Annotated in this window: 19 protein-coding genes; 8 read left to right on the top strand and 11 right to left on the bottom strand. The window is 74.2% G+C overall.

The window, feature by feature from the left end:
* Together FHL80_RS25835 and FHL80_RS22770 are read left to right on the top strand one after the other, a co-directional pair.
* Positions 1–367 (top strand): hypothetical protein (locus tag FHL80_RS25835; RefSeq protein ID WP_216870975.1); only part of this gene is annotated, 367 nt, incomplete at its 5' end.
* Positions 368–663: 296 nt separating this feature from the next.
* Positions 664–1,674 (top strand): hypothetical protein, encoded by a 1,011-nt coding sequence (locus tag FHL80_RS22770; RefSeq protein ID WP_138735618.1) that lies wholly within the window; start codon positions 664–666, stop codon positions 1,672–1,674.
* 275 nt (positions 1,675–1,949) lie between these two features.
* On the opposite strand, the gene FHL80_RS22775 is transcribed toward FHL80_RS22770, so the two are convergent.
* The 6 genes from FHL80_RS22775 to FHL80_RS22800 are packed head-to-tail and all read right to left on the bottom strand — an operon-like array spanning position 1,950 to position 6,080.
* Positions 1,950–2,408 (bottom strand): hypothetical protein, encoded by a 459-nt coding sequence (locus tag FHL80_RS22775; protein ID WP_138735619.1) that lies wholly within the window; start codon positions 2,406–2,408, stop codon positions 1,950–1,952.
* Positions 2,405–2,824: a TadE/TadG family type IV pilus assembly protein gene (locus tag FHL80_RS22780; protein ID WP_246078890.1), complete on the bottom strand. Its 420-nt coding sequence runs from the start codon at positions 2,822–2,824 to the stop codon at positions 2,405–2,407. Before FHL80_RS22780 ends, FHL80_RS22775 begins: the two co-directional genes overlap by 4 nt.
* A complete protein-coding gene (locus tag FHL80_RS22785; RefSeq protein WP_138735620.1) occupies positions 2,814–3,020 on the bottom strand; it encodes a hypothetical protein in 207 nt (68 codons plus the stop codon). The genes FHL80_RS22780 and FHL80_RS22785 overlap by 11 nt, the downstream gene beginning before the upstream one ends.
* 29 nt (positions 3,021–3,049) lie before the next feature.
* The gene (locus tag FHL80_RS22790; RefSeq protein WP_138735621.1) at positions 3,050–3,991 is read right to left on the bottom strand and encodes a type II secretion system F family protein; all 942 of its coding nucleotides are present in this window, start codon (positions 3,989–3,991) and stop codon (positions 3,050–3,052) included.
* A complete protein-coding gene (locus tag FHL80_RS22795) occupies positions 3,988–4,854 on the bottom strand; it encodes a type II secretion system F family protein (protein WP_216870976.1) in 867 nt (288 codons plus the stop codon). The genes FHL80_RS22790 and FHL80_RS22795 overlap by 4 nt, the downstream gene beginning before the upstream one ends.
* On the bottom strand, positions 4,851–6,080 hold the full coding sequence (locus FHL80_RS22800; protein WP_138735622.1) for a TadA family conjugal transfer-associated ATPase: 1,230 nt from the start codon (positions 6,078–6,080) through the stop codon (positions 4,851–4,853). The genes FHL80_RS22795 and FHL80_RS22800 overlap by 4 nt, the downstream gene beginning before the upstream one ends.
* A gap of 271 nt (positions 6,081–6,351) precedes the next feature.
* On the opposite strand from FHL80_RS22800, the gene FHL80_RS22805 reads away from it, so the two are divergent.
* Complete coding sequence (locus tag FHL80_RS22805) at positions 6,352–6,930, top strand: carboxymuconolactone decarboxylase family protein (RefSeq protein ID WP_138735623.1); 579 nt, start codon at positions 6,352–6,354, stop codon at positions 6,928–6,930.
* A gap of 146 nt (positions 6,931–7,076) precedes the next feature.
* Here the strand turns inward: FHL80_RS22805 and FHL80_RS22810 are convergent, their stop codons facing one another.
* The gene (locus FHL80_RS22810; RefSeq protein ID WP_342777349.1) at positions 7,077–7,769 is read right to left on the bottom strand and encodes a TcmI family type II polyketide cyclase; all 693 of its coding nucleotides are present in this window, start codon (positions 7,767–7,769) and stop codon (positions 7,077–7,079) included.
* A gap of 244 nt (positions 7,770–8,013) precedes the next feature.
* Positions 8,014–8,463 (bottom strand): hypothetical protein, encoded by a 450-nt coding sequence (locus tag FHL80_RS22815; RefSeq protein WP_138735625.1) that lies wholly within the window; start codon positions 8,461–8,463, stop codon positions 8,014–8,016.
* Between the two features lie 115 nt (positions 8,464–8,578).
* Here FHL80_RS22815 and FHL80_RS22820 point away from each other — a divergent pair, with 115 nt between their 5' ends.
* Entirely contained in the window at positions 8,579–9,289 is a 711-nt protein-coding gene (locus FHL80_RS22820) for a Clp protease N-terminal domain-containing protein (protein WP_138735626.1), read from the top strand.
* A 5-nt stretch (positions 9,290–9,294) separates the two neighbouring features.
* Entirely contained in the window at positions 9,295–9,606 is a 312-nt protein-coding gene (locus FHL80_RS22825) for a phosphodiester glycosidase family protein (RefSeq protein WP_138735627.1), read from the top strand.
* Between the two features lie 176 nt (positions 9,607–9,782).
* On the opposite strand, the gene FHL80_RS22830 is transcribed toward FHL80_RS22825, so the two are convergent.
* On the bottom strand, positions 9,783–11,975 hold the full coding sequence (locus tag FHL80_RS22830) for an acyltransferase family protein (protein ID WP_138735628.1): 2,193 nt from the start codon (positions 11,973–11,975) through the stop codon (positions 9,783–9,785).
* A 111-nt stretch (positions 11,976–12,086) separates the two neighbouring features.
* Positions 12,087–13,631, bottom strand: coding sequence for an acetolactate synthase large subunit (locus tag FHL80_RS22835; protein WP_138735629.1), 1,545 nt, complete (start codon positions 13,629–13,631; stop codon positions 12,087–12,089).
* Positions 13,632–13,716: 85 nt separating this feature from the next.
* Here FHL80_RS22835 and FHL80_RS22840 point away from each other — a divergent pair, with 85 nt between their 5' ends.
* Positions 13,717–14,100: a hypothetical protein gene (locus tag FHL80_RS22840; RefSeq protein ID WP_138735630.1), complete on the top strand. Its 384-nt coding sequence runs from the start codon at positions 13,717–13,719 to the stop codon at positions 14,098–14,100.
* Positions 14,101–14,111: 11 nt separating this feature from the next.
* Positions 14,112–14,780 carry a DNA alkylation repair protein gene (locus tag FHL80_RS22845; RefSeq protein WP_138735631.1) on the top strand — a complete coding sequence of 223 codons (669 nt, stop codon included), beginning with the start codon at positions 14,112–14,114 and terminating at the stop codon, positions 14,778–14,780.
* Positions 14,781–14,797: 17 nt separating this feature from the next.
* On the opposite strand, the gene FHL80_RS22850 is transcribed toward FHL80_RS22845, so the two are convergent.
* The gene (locus tag FHL80_RS22850) at positions 14,798–15,721 is read right to left on the bottom strand and encodes a quinone oxidoreductase family protein (RefSeq protein WP_246078891.1); all 924 of its coding nucleotides are present in this window, start codon (positions 15,719–15,721) and stop codon (positions 14,798–14,800) included.
* 152 nt (positions 15,722–15,873) lie between these two features.
* On the opposite strand from FHL80_RS22850, the gene FHL80_RS22855 reads away from it, so the two are divergent.
* The coding region (locus FHL80_RS22855) for a bifunctional glycosyltransferase family 2/GtrA family protein (RefSeq protein WP_138735633.1) at positions 15,874–17,115 on the top strand (1,242 nt) is incomplete at its 3' end.

The following is a 17,115-nucleotide window of genomic DNA, read 5'->3' on the forward strand; positions in this document are numbered from 1 at the left end:
GGCCCCCAAGCCGAACCCCAACCCGCCACCCGGGACCGTCACCTACGACCTCCCCGGCGTGGGGGGTGACCTCGCGGACGAGGAGTCGTGGAGGCTGGGCTTCCAGGGCGAGTGCGAGACCGACCACCACGACGCCGACTGCATCACGCTGTCCGTCGTGGTCCTCGGCTACGTCGACGGGGAACTGATCGAGATCCCGAACCCGGGCCCCGACTACGCCGAGCTCGTCGACGACCAGGGCAAGCCGCTCTACAGCGCATGCAGCATCACCGACATCGACCCCGACCCCGGGACCGAGGTGACCGTGCCGGCCGACGTCACCATCGAGGTCGAGTGCGAGCCGTTCGACCCGGAGGACGCCGGGTGACCCAGAGGACCGGCACCGGTCACCGGGACTCGCCCGCGGCGGCCACTGCCGGCGAGGTGACCGGCCCGGCGCCTCGTCCACGTGACCGGCCGGCCCCGCCAGCCCCGGCCGGACCCCGCGTGACGGCCAGCACCGACCAGGTCGCCGATCCGGGCGCCCCTGCGCAGGGCGCCCGATCGGCCGCTGCGGTCGCGGTCGGCTCACGCCTGCTGGCACCCGGCTCGTCGCCGTCGGCCGAGGACGCCGGGTCCCGGGAGCGGCAGGACGGGTCCGAGGTGTCGGATCGGCAGGGCCGGATGGCCGCGGCGCCGTTCGAGGCGGCCGAGGCCGTTCCCAAGGCGCTGCAGGTCGTTGGGTCGATCGTCGCCCCGACGACGCTGTTGACCGCGCTCTTCGTCTACTTCGGGCTGATGTACGCCATCGGCTACTACCGGTACTTCGGGGTGAACTACACCGTCCTCGACCTGCCGACGCAGGGCCTGCTCATCCTGAGTGCGAGCACCGCGGTCATGCCGCTGGCCACCCTGGCAGCAGTGATGCTCGTGTCGCTGTGGATCTACCGCCTGCCGCTCGAGCGGTCGTCCGACAGGGTCCGCCGCTGGCTGTCCTTCACGCTCCTGCCCGTCGTCGCCGCGGGAGGCGCCGCGCTACTGGCTCTGGTGGCCGCCGAGACGCTGCTCCGCCTGCGGGTGTTCCCGCCCTCGTTCCCGGAGGGCCGCGGGATCAGCCTGTCAGCGGGGGTGGTGCTGCTGGCCTGGGCCGCACGCCTGCGGGCCACCCTGGCGCCGACCGGAGCGGCCGAGCGGGAGCGCGCAACCGCCGACACCGCGACCCCGCGCAGCGTCTTCGCGCTGGCCCGGCGGGCCCTCCTTGCGGCAACCCGGCCGGCCGAGCCAGACCACGGACCCGGCCACGTGGCCCTGACCGTCGCCAAATGGGTCTGTCTGTCCGTCCTCTTCGGTGTCGGATTGTTCTGGGCTGTGGGGAGCTACGCGCTTCGGCTGGGGCCGCAGGACGCGCAGGGATTCTGGGCCAATCTGCGGTGCGCGCCGGACGTCGTCCTCTACAGCGAGAAGAGCCTCAACCTGTCCACCGCCGGCCTGACGGAGGAGCCGGCAACCAGTCCGGAGGGTGCGTACGGATTCCGGTACCAAGGGCTGAAGCTCGTCCCGCAGGCGGGCGACCAGTACCTCCTCCTCCCCGCGGACTGGGCACCCGCAGCCCGTCCGGCCATCGTGCTGCCGCGGTCCGACACGCTGCGGTTGGAGTTCATCCCGGTCGCGACGACTGGGCCCGGCGCCTGTTGAGCTGAGCGAGTCGCTGGCCCATACGTCCTCGTCCTGACCTGCTGGGCTGGGGGCGGCCACCTCGATGCGCCCGAGCTCGTGCTTGACGCCCTCGAGTTCGGCGCCATGCGCCATGCCGGGATGCGTTCGCCGGGCTCAACCCGGTCCGGCAGCAACGCCGCTCAAGGCAGCGCCCAGGGGGTGACTGTTCCTGGTCTCCGCTGACGCGGGCATGATCCTGCCCCGCGCCCAGCCCACGCGGAGCTCGCCTGCTGCTTGTTACACCGGCGGACGGGTCAGCCGTCGACGTAGCGGTCGCGCTCGACGACGAACTCACCGGTGGCGGTGTTGGCGTCGATGAAGTCCGGCAGCAATGGCACCCGCACGGTCACCGTCACGCACACGATGAACTCCTCCCCCGGCGTCAGCGCCGGCCGATAGCCGCCCGCCGCGCCACAACCCGCACCCACCGGCGCGTAGGCCAGCACCACGTCGGTCGCCTCCACCGACTGGTCCTCCACCGCGATCGCCACCGCCGCCTCCGCCCGCGCCAGACCGGTGACCGCATCCGGCGCGGTGCCCAGCGCCCGGCCGGCCTCCCGCGCCGCCTCGGTCGCGGCGAACACCCCGCGCTGCACCGCGGAGAACCCGGCCACCAGGTAGACCAGCGGCAGGAACACCACCAGCGCGATGAAGACGAACTCCACGATCGCCGAACCGCCCTCGCCGGCCAACCGGGCGCGCAGCCGCCTCATGGCGCCTCCTCCACCGCGCGGCCAGTGGCCTCCAGCGGCAGCAGGTCCCCCAGCGCCGCGAACAGGCTGGGCACCGCACCGGTGCAGCGGACGACGACCAGGGTCAGCCCGCTGCCGTCGACCTCCTGCACCGACGTGCAGCTCAGCCCCGCCGCCGTCCGCGCGGAGGTCGCCTTCCCGACCACCTCGAGCGTCCGGCCGACGCCGGCATCGGTCGGCACGTCGGCGTCCGCCGCGTAGCGGGCACCCTCCTGCGCGCTGGCCACGACGATGTTGCGCAGGTGCACGTAGACCGCGATCTGCAGCACCGCGAGCAGCAGCGCCACAACCAGCACGCCGACCAGCACGAAGTCGACGACCGCGCTGCCGCGCTCCCGGTCGCGGTCGCGGGTCGGCAGCGGGGCGTCAGCCAGCACTCGTGACGGACTCCAACGCCCGGGAGACCGCGTCCACGATCGCCGTCCGGAACGGCACGAGGATGGCCAGCACCAGGGCCGCCGTCATCACCGTGATCATCACCCAGCCCGGGACGTCGCCCCGCTCGGGATCGTCCTCCCGCAGCCGGGCGGTCAGGGCCGCGAGCGCAGCCAGCAGGAACGCGTATCCGCGCATCCGTCGTCCTCCTCTGTCGGTCACCGGCGTCACTGCGCCAGCGAGACGATGCTGATCAGCCCCGGGAACAGGGCGAACAAGACGGTGACCGGCAGCACCAGGAACACGACCGGCACCATCATCGCGATCTCCTTGCGGCCGCCGGCCTCCAGCAGCTGCCGCTTCCCGGCCTCCCGGACGTCGGCGGCCTGCGCCCGGAGCACCTCGGCCAGCGGTGTGCCGCGCTCGATGGCGACGACCAGGCCGTCGACGAAGCGGGCCAGCGCGTCCAGCGAGGTGCGGTCGGCCAGCTGCTGCAGTGCCTCGACCAGCGGCACCCCGGCCCGGGCCCGGCCCAGGGTGGCGCTGAGCTCGCGGGCCAGCTCGCCGCCGGACAGCCGGGTCACCCGCGCGATCGCCGCGGTCGGGCTCTCCCCCGCCGTCACCGCCAGCGCGAGCAGCTCCGCGACGACCGGGAACTCCGCGAGCAGCAGCTCCTCCCGGCGCTGGACCTGCTGGGTGAGCCACCAGTCGCGACCGAGCACGCCACCGACCAGGCCACCGACGCCCAGCAGGACGACGGAGAGCACGTTGACCGAGCCCGCCAGCGCCGACCCGGCTGCGGCGACCACGGCGGCGCCCAGCAGTCCGAGCCCGCCCCACACCACCTGCTCGACCCGGAAGTCCTCGACCGAGGTGTCCGCGCCGAGCGCGTCCAGCCGGCGGCGCACCGCGACCCGGCCGCCGAGCAGTCGGTCGACGTGGCGGGCGGCATCGGCCAGCACCGGCCCGAACACCCGCCGCGCGGCGGTGAGCATGCCGGGCTGGGTGGCGGTTCCCAGCAGCCGGGACGGCGCAGGGCTGTCGTGCACGTACGGCGCCAGCCGGTCGACCAGCCGCACCTGCCGGAACGGCGGGGAGAAGGCCACGACGAGCAGCACGCCGGTGCCCGCGGCGAGCCCGAGCAGCATCCCGGCCAGTCCGGCACTCATGCCTGCAGCACCCGGACGTCCTCAGGGAGCCGCCCGATGCGCAGCATCAGCCGGTAGGCCACCAGGCAGACCACGCCCCCGCCGATCAGCAGCGCCGTCCCGACCGGGCTGTCGTAGGCGGTCAGCGTCTGCTGCTGGGTGGCCAGCAGGAGCAGGACGACCCAGGGCGCCCCGACGGCGAGCCGGGCCGCCTGCACCACCCAGCCCTGCCGGGTCTCCAGCTCGGCGCGGGCGCGGGCGTCCTCGCGGAGGAAGGCGGCCAGCGTGCGGAGCACCCGGCCCAGGTCGCTGCCGCCGACCTCACGGGCGACCCGCAGCGTCTCGACGATGCGGTCGCCCACCGGGTCGGCCAGGTCGTCCTTGAGCCGGTCGAGTGCGTCGCTGAACCGGCCGCTGCTCCGGTGGTCGGCGGCGAACCGCCCGAACGCCGGGCGGAGCACGTCGGGCCCGCGGACCGCGAGCGCGGACAGCGCCTCGGGCAGGGACAGGCCGGCGCGCACTGCCGACGCCAGGTTGTCCACCACCTCGGGCCAGACCTCGCGGAGGTCGGCCCGGCGCTTGGCGGCCAGCCGGCGCACGAGCAGGTACGGCACCGCCGCCCCGAACACCCCGAAGACTCCGCTGATGGTGACCGTCCGGGTGGTCAGCAGCACGAGGACGGTCGCGACCAGGCCGAGCGCCACCTGCAGGGCGAGGAGCTGGGCGGAGTTGATGCCGGTCAGGCCGGCGGCGGCGAGCAGCTGCTGACGTCGCCCGGGTCGGGTGACGCCGGACCGTCGCACCGGCGCCCGGGAGCCGCTGCGCCAGATCAGCAGCAGCCCGATGCCCAGGCCCAGCCCGAGCAGGCCGCCGGAGGAGGTCACGCCCGGTCCCCGAGCAGCGCGGCGAGGTCGAAGCCGTGCGCGGCGAAGCGGTCGGCGTGCGGCGGGTAGCCGTCAGCGCGCACCAGCCGGCCCTCGCGGGTGGTGAAGACGTCGGCGGTCTCGACCACGCTGCCCTCGGTGCGGCCGGACAGGGCCACGACCTCACGCAGTCGGCGCTGCCCGCTCGGGTCGGTGCCCACGTGCACCACGAGGTCGACGCTGGATGCCACGGTGGGGACGACGAAGGCGTGGCCGATGTTCTCCCCCGCCAGCAGCGGCAAGGTGCACATCTTGACCACGGCCTCACGCGCGCTGTTGGCGTGCAGCGTGCACATCCCGGGAAGTCCGCTGTTCAGCGCGATGAGCAGGTCCAGGCACTCCTCCTGCCGGACCTCGCCCACCACCAGCCGGGAGGGCCGCATCCGCAGCGCCTCCTTCACCAGCCGGCGCAGCGGGATCTCCCCCGCCCCTTCCAGGTTGGGCTGGCGGGTCTGCATGGCGACCACGTCGGGCAGCGGAACCCGCAGCTCGAAGACCTCCTCGCAGGTGACCACCCGCTCGCGGGCCGGGATCGCCGCGCAGAGGCAGTTCAGCAGCGTGGTCTTGCCGGCCTGCGTGCCGCCGGAGACCAGGACGTTGAGCCCGGCGGCGACCGAGGCCTCCAGGAACCGGGCCACCTGGGTCGTCAGCGTCCCCAACGCCACCAGTTCGTCCAGGCTGTGCGCCTGCAGCACGAACTTCCGGATGTTGACCGCCATGTGCCGGCGCGTGACGTCGGGGATGACCACGTGCAGCCGGGACCCGTCGGGGAGCATCGCGTCCACGAACGGCGTGCTCATGTCGATGCGCCGACCCGAGGTGCGCAGCATCCGCTCGACCAGGTCGGCCAGCTGCCCCGCACCCAGGATCGTCGTGGTCAGCTCGCTGCGGCCGCGGCGGGCGACGAAGACCCGACCCGGCTCGTTGACCCAGATCTCCTCCACCTCCGGGTCGTCCAGCCAGCGCTGCAGCGGCCCGTAGCCGGCGACCCGGTCGAGCACGTCCCGGGCCACCCCGTCCGGGTCGCCGATCGGCGGCAGCGCCGAGGACAGCGACCGCTCCGAGTAGTCGGCGACCACGTCCCGGACGAGCAGCCGCACCGGAGCCGGGTCGGTGAACGGGTCGAGCCCCCGCCGGCGGATCAGCTCCCGCACCTCGCCGTCGACCAGGTCGACGACAGAGCTCACAGCCGGCACGACACCCCCGTTGAACAGCCACTTGGTCGTCTTGAGTGCGGTGACTGTAAGGGAACGGAACCGTCTCTTGCCGGGCTCCTGTGGACAAACTGTGACGAACGACGGCCACGTTCACCCGATCAGGTGAACGCTCGGGGCGTTCGCCCGTCACTGTCAGCTGTCAGCCGGGTTGCCACGACGCGTGGCGGTGACCTCCGCACTCATGTCACATCCGCGGGCCGGGCGGCGTCTTGATGCCAGGACACCCACCCGAGGAGGAGTCATGGCCAGCACCACCAGGATCCCCAAGGCCGAGCTGACCGGCGTCTACGGCGCGATCGTGAAGCGGATGTCGCGCCGGATGTTCGGCGAGGTCGCCGAGCCGGTCGAGGTCGCCTGGCACAACCGCAAGATCGTCGACTTCAGCTTCACCGTCGGCCGCAAGTCGAAGAAGTGGGACCGCTGCAACGCGGACCTGAAGTCCTTCGCGCACATGGCGGTAGCCAGCCTGGTCGGCTGCAGCTGGTGCCTCGACCTCGGCTACTTCCTGGCCGCCAACGAGGGCCTTGACCTCACCAAGGCCCGGGAGGTGCCGCGCTGGCGGGAGTCGGACGTGTTCACCCCGGTCGAGCGCGACGTGCTGGAGTACGCCGAGGCGATGACCCAGACCCCGCCCACGGTCACCGACGAGCTGTCCGCCCGGCTGCTCGGCCTGCTCGGGGCGCCGGCCATGGTCGAGCTGACCGCCTTCGTCGCGCTGGCCAACCTCTACACCCGCAGCAACACCGCGCTGGGCATCGAGTCCCAAGGCTTCGCCGCCGCCTGCGACCTGGCGCCGCTGGCCGAGCCCTCGGGGAGCTGACCGACGATCTCCGGCCGGGCAGCGGGCCACCCTGGTGGAGCGGGTGCTGCGCACGTCAGATCGCCGTGTCGTTGTCCCAAGCCTCACACGCGCCGAGCGGGGACGACCCCGGTGGGGCGCCGGACGGTGCCCCACCGGGGTCGTGCTCAGTCCTCGGGTCGCCAGTCCTCGGCCTGCCAGCGGTAGAAGACGTGGGCGACCGAGTCCTTCGGGGCCTGCCACTTCTCGGGGCGGTAGGGGCTGACGTAGGGACTGAGCCCCTCCATGACCTTGGCGAAGGCCGGCCTCAGCGACTCGTGGTCCTGCCGCACGGTCGCGGCCATCTCCCTGTCCTGCTCGAGGAGGTGCACGAACACGTCGTCGATCGAGTACAGCCAGCGCCCGGTGACGCCGGTCTCGCGTGGCAGCGGCCCCGCGTCGGACTCGGTGAACACCCGCGCGATGTCGGGTTCCGAGCCGGGCTTCATCCGCTGGACGATCACCGTCAGCTCCCCGCCAGCGGGGACGTCCCCCTCCGGCACCCAGTGGTAGAACTCCTTGGCGACGGAGTGGGACGGGTTCTCCCAGTAGCTCGGGTACGGCGTCACGTACGGTCCGATGGCCTCGGCGATCTTCTCGAACGCCGGCAGCCCGCGGCGCTGGCCGGAGATCGCCGGGTCCTGCTTGCGTTCGACGATGTGGATGTACAGGTCGTCGTGCGAGAGCAGGACCCGCCCGATGACACCGAGGTCCTGCGGTCGGGTGATCCCGTCGTAGTGGCCGAAGACAGGACCGACCTTGTCCTCGCTACCAGGGACCATGTGGCACACGATCACGTTTCTGAACGGGTGGAAGACCACGACTGCTCCTTGAGTGATTCGTTCCCAGGCGACGACGGGTGCACCGCACGGCGAAGACGCGGAGGTCCAGCTGGACGGTCACGAACTCTCGAGCTGACAGGGACACGGGTCCCAGGCGAGTGGTGTGTGGTGGGCGTCCAGGATGCTCGGCACCCGCCCGTTTCGTCCAGAGCAGTTTCGTCACGGATCGAGAAAACGCGACGGGCCGCCTCCCCGGAGGGAGGCGGCCCGTCGGTGCGGCAGGTCAGGCGCGGTTGGCGCCGCCACCGTTCGACCCGCGTTGGATGTCCTCGCGGCGGATCTGCTGGGTGACGTCGGCGGCCTGCGCGCCCCCGACGTGGCCGTCGCGGTGCGACAGCCCCGGGGCGAGCTTCTCGGCCTTGGCCTTCAGCTGCTCCGCAGCCGACCGCTCCTGCTGGGCGTGCTCGGAGCGTTCCCGGGCCTCACGCTCCGCCTCGGCGGAGCGGAGCTGGACCTCCGCCCGCTCCCGGCGCGCCCGGGCTGCCTGCTCGTCGGCGAGCGCCTGCTCCTGCTCGGCCTTCGCACCCCGGAGCTCGGCCTCGCGCAGGTGCTCGCGGGCCTGGGCCGCCTTGCGCGCCTTGCCGACCCGGGTCCGCTTGGCGGCTGCCAGGGCGATCAGCGCCAGCACGACCAGCACGGCGATGACGATGACCACGATCAGCCAGGTGTCCACAGGGGTCCTCCTCGGTCCGGGGCCCGGGAGATGCCCCGGATTGATCATCGGGAAACGCGCCGCGCCGTCAACCGCGGGTTGACGGTGACCGAATCGTCAACCTACCGTTGACGGCATGAGCAATCCGGTGCAGATGCCCCCCACCGTCCGCCTCGACGACCTCATCTCCGCCATCCAGAAGGTGCACGACGAGCCGCTGGACCAGCTCACCGACGCCGTCCTCGCCGCCGAAGCCCTGGGCGAGGTCGCCGACCACCTGATCGGCCACTTCGTCGACCAGGCCCGCCGCTCGGGCGCCTCCTGGACCGACATCGGCCGGAGCATGGGCGTGACCAAGCAGGCCGCGCAGAAGCGGTTCGTGCCCAAGGACCCGCCGCTGGACGCCGAGCAGGGCTTCACCCGCTTCACCACCCGGGCCCGGCACGTCGTCGTCGCCGCCCAGGAGGCGGCCCGCACGAGCGGCAACGCCGAGATCACCCCGGCGCACCTGGTGCTGGGCCTGCTCGTCGAGCCCGAGGCGCTGGCCGGGCGGGCACTCGTCGCCCAGGGGCTCTCGCTGGACGCCGTCCGGGAGACGGTCACCGCGACGCTGCCGCCCGCCGTCGAGGAGCTGCCCGCGCTCATCCCGTTCGGCAGCAGCGCGAAGAAGGCGCTGGAGCTCACCTTCCGCGAGGCGCTCCGGCTGGGCCACAACTACGTCGGCACCGAGCACCTGCTCCTCGCCCTGCTCGAGCTCGAGGACGGCGCCGGACTGCTCACCGGCCTCGGCGTCGACAAGGCTCGAGCCGAGGAGGACATCGCGGCCGCCCTCGCCGAGCTCGGCTGACCCCGATGAGCGGACACACAGGCTCGGCAGGCGGGCGGCACACCCGCCGTCCGCAGAACGGCGACATGCCTGCGGGAGATCTCGCCAACCACCTGGTCCTCGTCGTCGTCGACGGCCGCCGCGAGGGCTACGGCGAAGGCGTCTTGCTGCCCGAGCCGGCTGTCGTCTTGCCCGGCCTCGGCTGCATCACCGCCTACGACCTCGACGGCGGCGGCTCCTCGACCATGCTCTTCCACGGCGGGCTGGTGGACGACCCGCTGGGCGAGGGCACTGTTCGCCGCCAGCTACCTGCTGCTGGCAGCCTTCACCGCGCTTGAGGTGGCGCTGCTGCGGGCCGAGCTGCTCTCCGAGGTGCTGGTGGTGACCGCCACCTACCAGGTGCAGCGGCGCACCGTCTTCACCCGCCGAGCGCGGCTGCGCCCGGGACCGACGGGAGCGCGACGGGAGAGCGAACCGGTCCGGTCCCGTGCCCACCACCGGGCGCAGGACGGCGTCAGCCCCGCAGTACGGCTCGGTCGACCAGCGCACCCACCACGGGCGCGAGCCACTGGGCGTACTCGACGCTGATGTGGTTGTCGTCGCGGAAGACCAGCAGGTCCCCGATGACGACGGGGCACCGGTCGGCAGTGCAGAACAACGCGGAGATGTCGGCGTACTGGCCACCACCGGCGGCGGTGGCCACCGCCTCGGCTGCCGTTCCGGCATCGTCCAGAGCCCGAGCCCGGGGCAGGCCGCAGGCCGCAGCCGAGTCCAGGTGCCCGGACAGGCACGTGGGGGCGTTCATCCGCGGTGACGGGACCGCACCCAACACCAGCACGGTGGCCCCGGTGGCGCGCAGTTGCGGCACCGTGCGGGTGAGCGCGTCCGTCCACTGTCGGTCGCCGACGGTGAACCCGAAGTCCGCGCCGTAGTGGTGGGCGGTGGCCAGCACGATCAGCGCCGGGTGCTCGGCCCGCAACCGGTCCAGGACCTGCCCGCGCCACTGCTCGCACTCGGTGTACTCCCGCCCCAGGTACGGGCTCGTGATCGGCAGGTCGAGCAGCGGGCAGGTGACCTTGGTCATCGTCTCCAACCGCCACCCCCGCTGCGTGGCCACCTGCTCCATCGCCGGCTGCCACATCGCGGCATGGGAGTCACCGACCAGCGCGACCGTCGTGGGCGAGGTGGTGACCGCCGAGGCGCACTCGCCCTGGCCGATGTAGAGCCAGCTGCGCACGCAGCCGTTGACGAACACCTCGGGCTTGTCGTCCGGGGCGTCGGCCAGCGACGGGGTGAGGTTGGCCGGCACCGGCCCGACGTCGACCGAGGCCGCGACGGCGGCCTGCACCTGGCCGGTGAGGTCGTGCACGAGCGCATCCGCGGGGTCGACGGACGGCGGCGCCGGTTCCTGGTCGCCCGCCGCTCCCGCCGCCTGCAGGCTCGGGGCGTCCGCCACGGCACCGGTGCCGACCGGAGGCGGGAAGGTGATCATGGCGATGACGGCCACGGCGACGCCGGTGGCCGTCAGGCCACCGCCCAGCAGCAGGCTGCGGCCCGGTGCCTGCCGCAGCGGGGCCGCAAACCGGATCGGGTCCTCGACCAGGCGCCGGGTGAGGACGGCGAGCACCCCGCTGCCGGCGGCGACGGCGAGCCGGCCCGCCAGCGGCAGGTCGTGCCCGAGGGCGGCCGGTACCAGCAGCAGCGCCGGCCAGTGCCAGAGGTACCAGCTGTAGGAGCAGCGGCCCAGGGCCCGCAGTGGTGCCACCGCCAGGACGGTGCCCACGCCCCAGCGCACGGTTCCGCCACCGGCGATCAGCACCAGCGCCGTCCCCAGCACCGGCGCCAGCGCGGCCACCCCCGGATAGGGGGTGGCCTCACCGAACCGGATGCAGCTGTCGACCACCAGCGCCAGCCCGGCCCAGCCGGCCACCGCGGCAGTCGCAGCGGGCAGCCGGCGCCCGCTGCCCGCGGTCAGCGCCACCAGGCCGCCGACGGCCAGCTCCCAGGCACGGCTGGGCAGGGAGAAGAACGCCCACGGCGGAGAGGTCACCGTCCAGGACAGCGACGTGGGCAGGGAGCCGAGGGCGACGACGACGAGCACCACGACGAACGGCGCGACCGGAAGCGCTCCCCGGGCCGCGCGGCGGCGGAGTACGGTTCGCGCCGCCCAGGCCGTGACGATCATCAGGACCGGCCAGAACAGGTAGAACTGCTCCTCCACGCCCAGGGACCAGTAGTGCTGGAAGGGGGACGGCGGCGCGTCCGCAGCCAGGTAGTCGGTGCCCCGTAGCGCCAACCGGTAGTTGCCGACGTAGAGCGCGCTGGCGACCGCGTCGCCGAGCACCGTCCGCGCCGCCAGCGGCGGCAGCACGCACGCGGCGGCGACCGCGGTCGCAACCAGTGCCAGGGTCGCCGCGGGCAACAGCCGTCGCGCCCGGGCGCCGAAGAAGCGGGCCAGGCGGACGCCGCCCGTGCCGGCCACCTCGTGCCAGAGGAGCCCGGTGATGAGAAACCCCGAGACCACGAAGAACACGTCGACCCCGACGAAACCACCATCGAGTCCCGGCACCCCGGCGTGGAAGAGCACGACCGCGAGGACGGCCACGGCGCGCAGCCCCTCGATGTCCGGCCGGAATCCCCGTGCCCCCGGCCCGCCTGGACCCAGCTCGGTAGGACTCCCGGCCGGCGAAGAAGGGGGTGGGGGCATGGGCTGATCCCGGTGACCGCGGCAGACGTCGGCGGACCGCACTGCTCACGGGTCCCGACCGCTGTTCATCCTCGCGGCGGTCGGGACCGCGCGCACCTCACCGCCGCTCGATCAGCTCCGGGTCAGGACGGCGTCGATCAGGTGCGGCCCGGGCTCGGCCAGCGCGGCGCGGAACTGATCGGCCAGCTCCTCCGCGGTCGTGGCCCGGGTCGCCGGCACGCCCATCCCGGTGGCCAGCGCGACGAAGTCCAGCGCCGGCCCGCCCAGGTCCAGCAGCTTCCCGGCGCGCTCTCCCCCGCTCGCGGCGCCGACGTTCTCCAGCTCGGCGGCGAGGATGGCGTAGGCGCCGTTGTCGCAGACGACGGTGGTGACGTCGAGCTGCTCGCGGGCCTGGGTCCACAGCGCCTGGATCGTGTACATCGCGCTGCCGTCGGCCTGCAGCGCGATCACCGGCCGGTCGGGAGCGGCCACCGCGGCGCCGGTGGCCACCGGCAGGCCCTGGCCGATCGCCCCGCCGGTCAGCGTCAGCCAGTCGTGCGCCGGCGCCCCGACGGTGGCCCCGGGCAGGAAGTACCCGCTGGTCACCGCCTCGTCGACGACGACGGCCCGCTCGGGCAGCAGCGCCCCGACCACCTCGGCGAGGGCCTTGACGTCCAGCCGGCCGGTGGGCAGCTCCGGGCGCCGGGCCTCGGCCACCTGCGGCGTCGCGTCGGGAGCGGCCCGGTCGGCCAGCGCGAGCAGCGCGCCGGCGACGTCCTCCCCGGGCGTGGCCAGCACGTGCACGGTGCAGCCCTCGGGCACCAGCCGCCCGTCCGTCCCGGGGTAGCCGAAGAAGGCGACCGGCTCGACCGCGCCGGCCAGCACCAGGTGCTCCACGCCGTCCAACTGCTTGCGGGCCCCGTCGGGCGGATAGGGCAGCTTGAGGACGTCGGGGAGCCCGGCGCCACGCCGCATCCGGGCCGGGAAGGTCTCTGCGAGCAGCCGGGTGCCGGTGCCGGCGGCCACCTTCGCCGCCGGCATCAGCCCGGCCTCCTGCAGCGCCGTCCCGCCGAGGAAGAGGACGGTCGAGGGGCCGAGCACGTCGGCCAGCCCCTCGATCTCGACGTCCGGCACCCGGGGTGCGGCCCGCGGCCCCCGGACCGGTCCGACGGCAGCCCCCTCGCTCCAGGACACGTCGGCCGGCAGCACCAGCGTGGCCACCTGACCGGGCCAGCCGCGCGCGGCGGTGATCGCGTCGGTGGTGTCCGCGCCGACGTCCCCAGTAGTCAGCGACCGGCGCAGCCAGCCCGACACCGTGCCGGCGACCGCGTCGATGTCGGACTCCAGCGGGGCGTCCAGCCGCTTGTGACCCAGCGCGTGGTCGCCGACCACGTTGACCAGCGGGACCCGGGCGCGGCGGGCGTTGTGCAGGTTCGCCAGCCCGTTGCCCAGCCCCGGCCCCAGGTGCAGCAGGGTGGCCGCCGGCCGGCCGGTCATCCGCGCCCAGCCGTCGGCCGCGCCGGTCGCGACCCCCTCGAACAGGGTCAGCACCGCCCGCATCTCCGGCACGTCGTCCAGCGCCGCGACGAAGTGCATCTCCGAGGTGCCGGGGTTGGCGAAGCACACCTCCACCCCGCCTGCCACGAGGGTGCGGATGACTGCCTGCGCGCCGTTCACGTCGCCTCCCGGTGCCGGCCGCACGACCATGAGCGGCTCCGTCCGGCAGCCTCGCACGGGCCGCGGCGGCTGGCAGGATCGGGCCATGGTCACGAGCGGGACGACGTCCCTGAAGCCGCCTCCCGCCTGGTCCGCGCTGATCGGGCTCACCTCGCTCGGGGTCCTGCTGCAGGCGCTGTGGGCCGGCCTGTTCCTGCGCCCCGACACCGACGGCAGCACCTGGTACTCGGTGCACCAGCACGGCGCCGAGGCGACCGTGACCCTCGCCGCGGTCGCCACCGTGGCCGCCGTCGTCTGGCTCCGGCACCGCCGCGACCTGCTGGTCGGGACGGCGCTGCTGCTGGTCCTGCTGGTGGTCGAGTACTTCCTGGGCCGCGCGGGTGGCGGCAGCGTCGCGGTGCACGTGCCGCTGGCCGTGCTGCTGATGGGCCTGGCCGTCTGGCTGCCGATGGCCGCCCGGCGCCGCTGAGGCACACCGCGGTGGAGGCCCTCGTCGCCGACGTGCGCGCCGCGCTGCGCTCGGTCGCCGACCCGGAGCGGGCACGCGGGATGCAGGCCTACCTGAAGACGACGGAGCCCTGCCTCGGCGTACGGCTGCCCGAGGTGCGCCGGCTGACCCGGGCGGCGGCGACAGCGGACCCGCCGGCGACCGCAGCGGACGTCGAGCAGGCGGCGAGCGCGCTGTGGCGCGGCGCGGCGTACCGGGAGGAGCGGTATGCGGCGATCGCGCTCACCGGGCTGCCGGTGGCCCGCGGTGCCCTGGAACTCCTCCCGCTGTACGAGGAGATGATCACCACCGGGGCGTGGTGGGACCTCGTCGACGGCGTCGCCGGCCGGGTCCGCGACCTGCTGCTGGCCCACCCGGCCCAGCTGGCGCCGGTGCTGCAGGACTGGGCGCGGTCGGCGGACCGGTGGCTGCGGCGCAGCGCCGTCATCGCCCAGCTGGGCGCGCGGGACCGCACCGACCGGGCGCTGCTCGCCGAGGTGATCGAGGTCAACGCCGCGGACCCGGAGTTCTTCGTCCGCAAGGCGATCGGCTGGGCACTGCGCGACCTGGCCAAGACCGACCCGGCCTGGGTGCGCGGCTTCCTCGCCGGGCACGAGCTGAGCCCGCTGTCCCGGCGCGAAGCCGCCAGGCACTTGTCGTGAGGGCCAGCGGGGTCCTCTCAGAAGGTCAGCACCAGGCGGCCGCGGACGCCGCCGGCCTCGAGCCGGCGGTGCGCCTCCGCGGCGTCGGCGGCCGGGAACGTCTGCGCCACCCGCAGCGTCAGCTCGCCCTCCTCCACCTGCTCGCGCAGCCGGTCGAGCGCCTCGGCCTCCTCCGCGTACCGGCGTACCAGCACCGGGTGGACCCGCAGGTCCCGCTGCCCGTCACCGCGGTAGCCGCGGACGGTGGCGACCGCACCGCCGTCCTTGACCGCGGGCAGCACGGCGGCGTCCTGCACCGACCCGTCGGCCAGCCCGTCCACGCCGTCGGGGAACTGCTCGCGGATCCGGGCGGCGACGTCGTCCCCACGGCGGACGACGACGTCGGCCCCCAGCTCGCGCACCAGGTCCTCGTCGGCCTCCGCGGCGTCGGCGACGACGGTCAGCCCCTCGGTCTTCGCCAGCTGGACGACGTACCCGCCGAAGGCACCGGCGGCACCGGTCACCGCGAGGACCTGCCTGGCCTGCAGCGCCATCTTGTCCAGCGCCAGCCGTGCGGTCAGCCCGTTCATCGGCAACGTCGACGCCGCCGCGTCACCGGCACCGGCCGGCACCCGGGCGATCGAGCGCGCCGGCAGCACGATGTCCTCGCGGTAGCCGCCGTGCGCGCCGGAGGGGACGACGATGCCCATCACGTGCGCGCCGACCTCCAGGTCGGTCTGCACGCCGTCGGCGACCTCGGCGAGCACCCCGGCGACGTCCATGCCAGGGACGTAGGGGAACTCCTTGACCGGGTCGCGCCCGGCGTAGGTGCCGTTGCGGGCGTAGGTGTCCGTCGGGTTCACCGTCGCCGCCGTCACCCGCACCCGGACCTGGCCCGGACCCAGCGGCTCGGCCGGGACGTCGACCAGGTGCAGGACCTCGGGCCCGCCGAACTCCGTCACTCCGACTGCTCTCATCCCCGGCCGCTACCCCCACCGCGCCGCCGGCCACACCCATCTCCGGGTGGCGGGAGCCACACCGCGCACGCACCACTCACAGGGGACGCGTAGCCGGAGCAGGGAGCCGCACCAGCCGCGGACCCGACGGTCGTGCCATGCCCCTGCAGCACCCGAGCACCGCCGAACCGACCGCCGGCGCCGACCACCGCACACCGGTCGTCGACGTCGTCGTCCCCGTGCACGACGAGGAGACCGACCTCGAGCCCTGCCTGCGCCGGCTGCACGCCCACCTGTCCAGCCAGCTGCCCTACCCGTTCCGGATCACCGTCGCGGAGAACGCCAGCACCGACGGCACCGTCGCCGTCGCCCGGCGGATCGCCGCCGAGCTGCCCGGCATCGAGGTGCTGGTGCTGCCCGAGGCCGGCCGCGGCCGGGCGCTGCGCACCGCGTGGCTGCGCTCCCCGGCGCCGGTGCTGGTCTACATGGACGTCGACCTGTCCACCGACCTCGCCGCCCTGCTGCCCCTGGTCGCCCCGCTGATCAGCGGCCACTCCGACCTGGCGATCGGCACCCGGCTCGCGCCGTCGTCGCGGGTGGTGCGCGGCGCGAAGCGCGAGGTCATCTCCCGCGGCTACAACCTGCTGCTGCGCGGGGCGCTGGCCACCCGGCTCTCGGACGCGCAGTGCGGGTTCAAGGCGGTCCGCGCCGACGTCGCCGCCCGGCTGCTGCCGCTGGTCGAGGACACCGGCTGGTTCTTCGACACCGAGCTGCTCGTGCTCGCCGAGCGCAGCGGGCTGCGGATCCACGAGGTCCCCGTCGACTGGGTCGACGACGCCGACAGCCGGGTCGACGTCGTGGCCACCGCACGGGCCGACCTGGCCGGGATCGCCCGGATGCTGCGCGCGCTGGCCACCGGCCGGCTGCCGGTCGCCGAGCTCCGCGCCTCCCTCGGCCGCGGGCCGTTGGCCGACCCGGTCCCCGGGGTGCCGGCCGGGCTGGTCGGTCAGCTGCTCCGCTTCGCCGCCATCGGCGTGCTGTCGACGCTGGCCTACCTGGTGCTGTTCGTGGCGCTGCGCGGCGTCGTCTCCGCCCAGCCGGCGAACCTGGTCGCGCTGCTGGTGACCGCGATCGGGAACACCGCGGCCAACCGGCGGATCACCTTCGGCATCCGCGGCGGCCCCGGCGCCGGCCGCGCCCAGCTGCAGGGGCTGGTCGTCCTCGGCCTCGGCCTGGCGTTGACCAGCGGCACCCTCGCCGCCCTGCACGCGGTCACCGACGCACCGGCCCGCAGCACCGAGGTGGGCGCGCTGGTCGTCGCCAACGCGCTGGCGACCCTGCTCCGCTTCGTCCTCCTCCGCGGCTGGGTGTTCCGCCGCACGAGCCCACCCGCCCCGATC

This window comes from Modestobacter excelsi, assembly GCF_005930495.1.
Lineage (GTDB): Bacteria > Actinomycetota > Actinomycetes > Mycobacteriales > Geodermatophilaceae > Modestobacter > Modestobacter excelsi.

Bases quoted from the DNA above. Each gene is read 5' to 3' on its own strand.
- FHL80_RS22805 (WP_138735623.1), top strand. From the start codon at position 6,352: ATGGCCAGCACCACCAGGATCCCCAAGGCCGAGCTGACCGGCGTCTAC.
- FHL80_RS22785 (WP_138735620.1), bottom strand. From the start codon at position 3,020: ATGCGCGGATACGCGTTCCTGCTGGCTGCGCTCGCGGCCCTGACCGCC.
- FHL80_RS22775 (WP_138735619.1), bottom strand. From the start codon at position 2,408: ATGAGGCGGCTGCGCGCCCGGTTGGCCGGCGAGGGCGGTTCGGCGATC.
- FHL80_RS22820 (WP_138735626.1), top strand. From the start codon at position 8,579: ATGAGCAATCCGGTGCAGATGCCCCCCACCGTCCGCCTCGACGACCTC.
- FHL80_RS22830 (WP_138735628.1), bottom strand. From the start codon at position 11,975: ATGCCCCCACCCCCTTCTTCGCCGGCCGGGAGTCCTACCGAGCTGGGT.
- FHL80_RS22840 (WP_138735630.1), top strand. From the start codon at position 13,717: ATGGTCACGAGCGGGACGACGTCCCTGAAGCCGCCTCCCGCCTGGTCC.
- FHL80_RS22790 (WP_138735621.1), bottom strand. From the start codon at position 3,991: ATGAGTGCCGGACTGGCCGGGATGCTGCTCGGGCTCGCCGCGGGCACC.
- FHL80_RS22825 (WP_138735627.1), top strand. From the start codon at position 9,295: ATGAGCGGACACACAGGCTCGGCAGGCGGGCGGCACACCCGCCGTCCG.
- FHL80_RS22770 (WP_138735618.1), top strand. From the start codon at position 664: ATGGCCGCGGCGCCGTTCGAGGCGGCCGAGGCCGTTCCCAAGGCGCTG.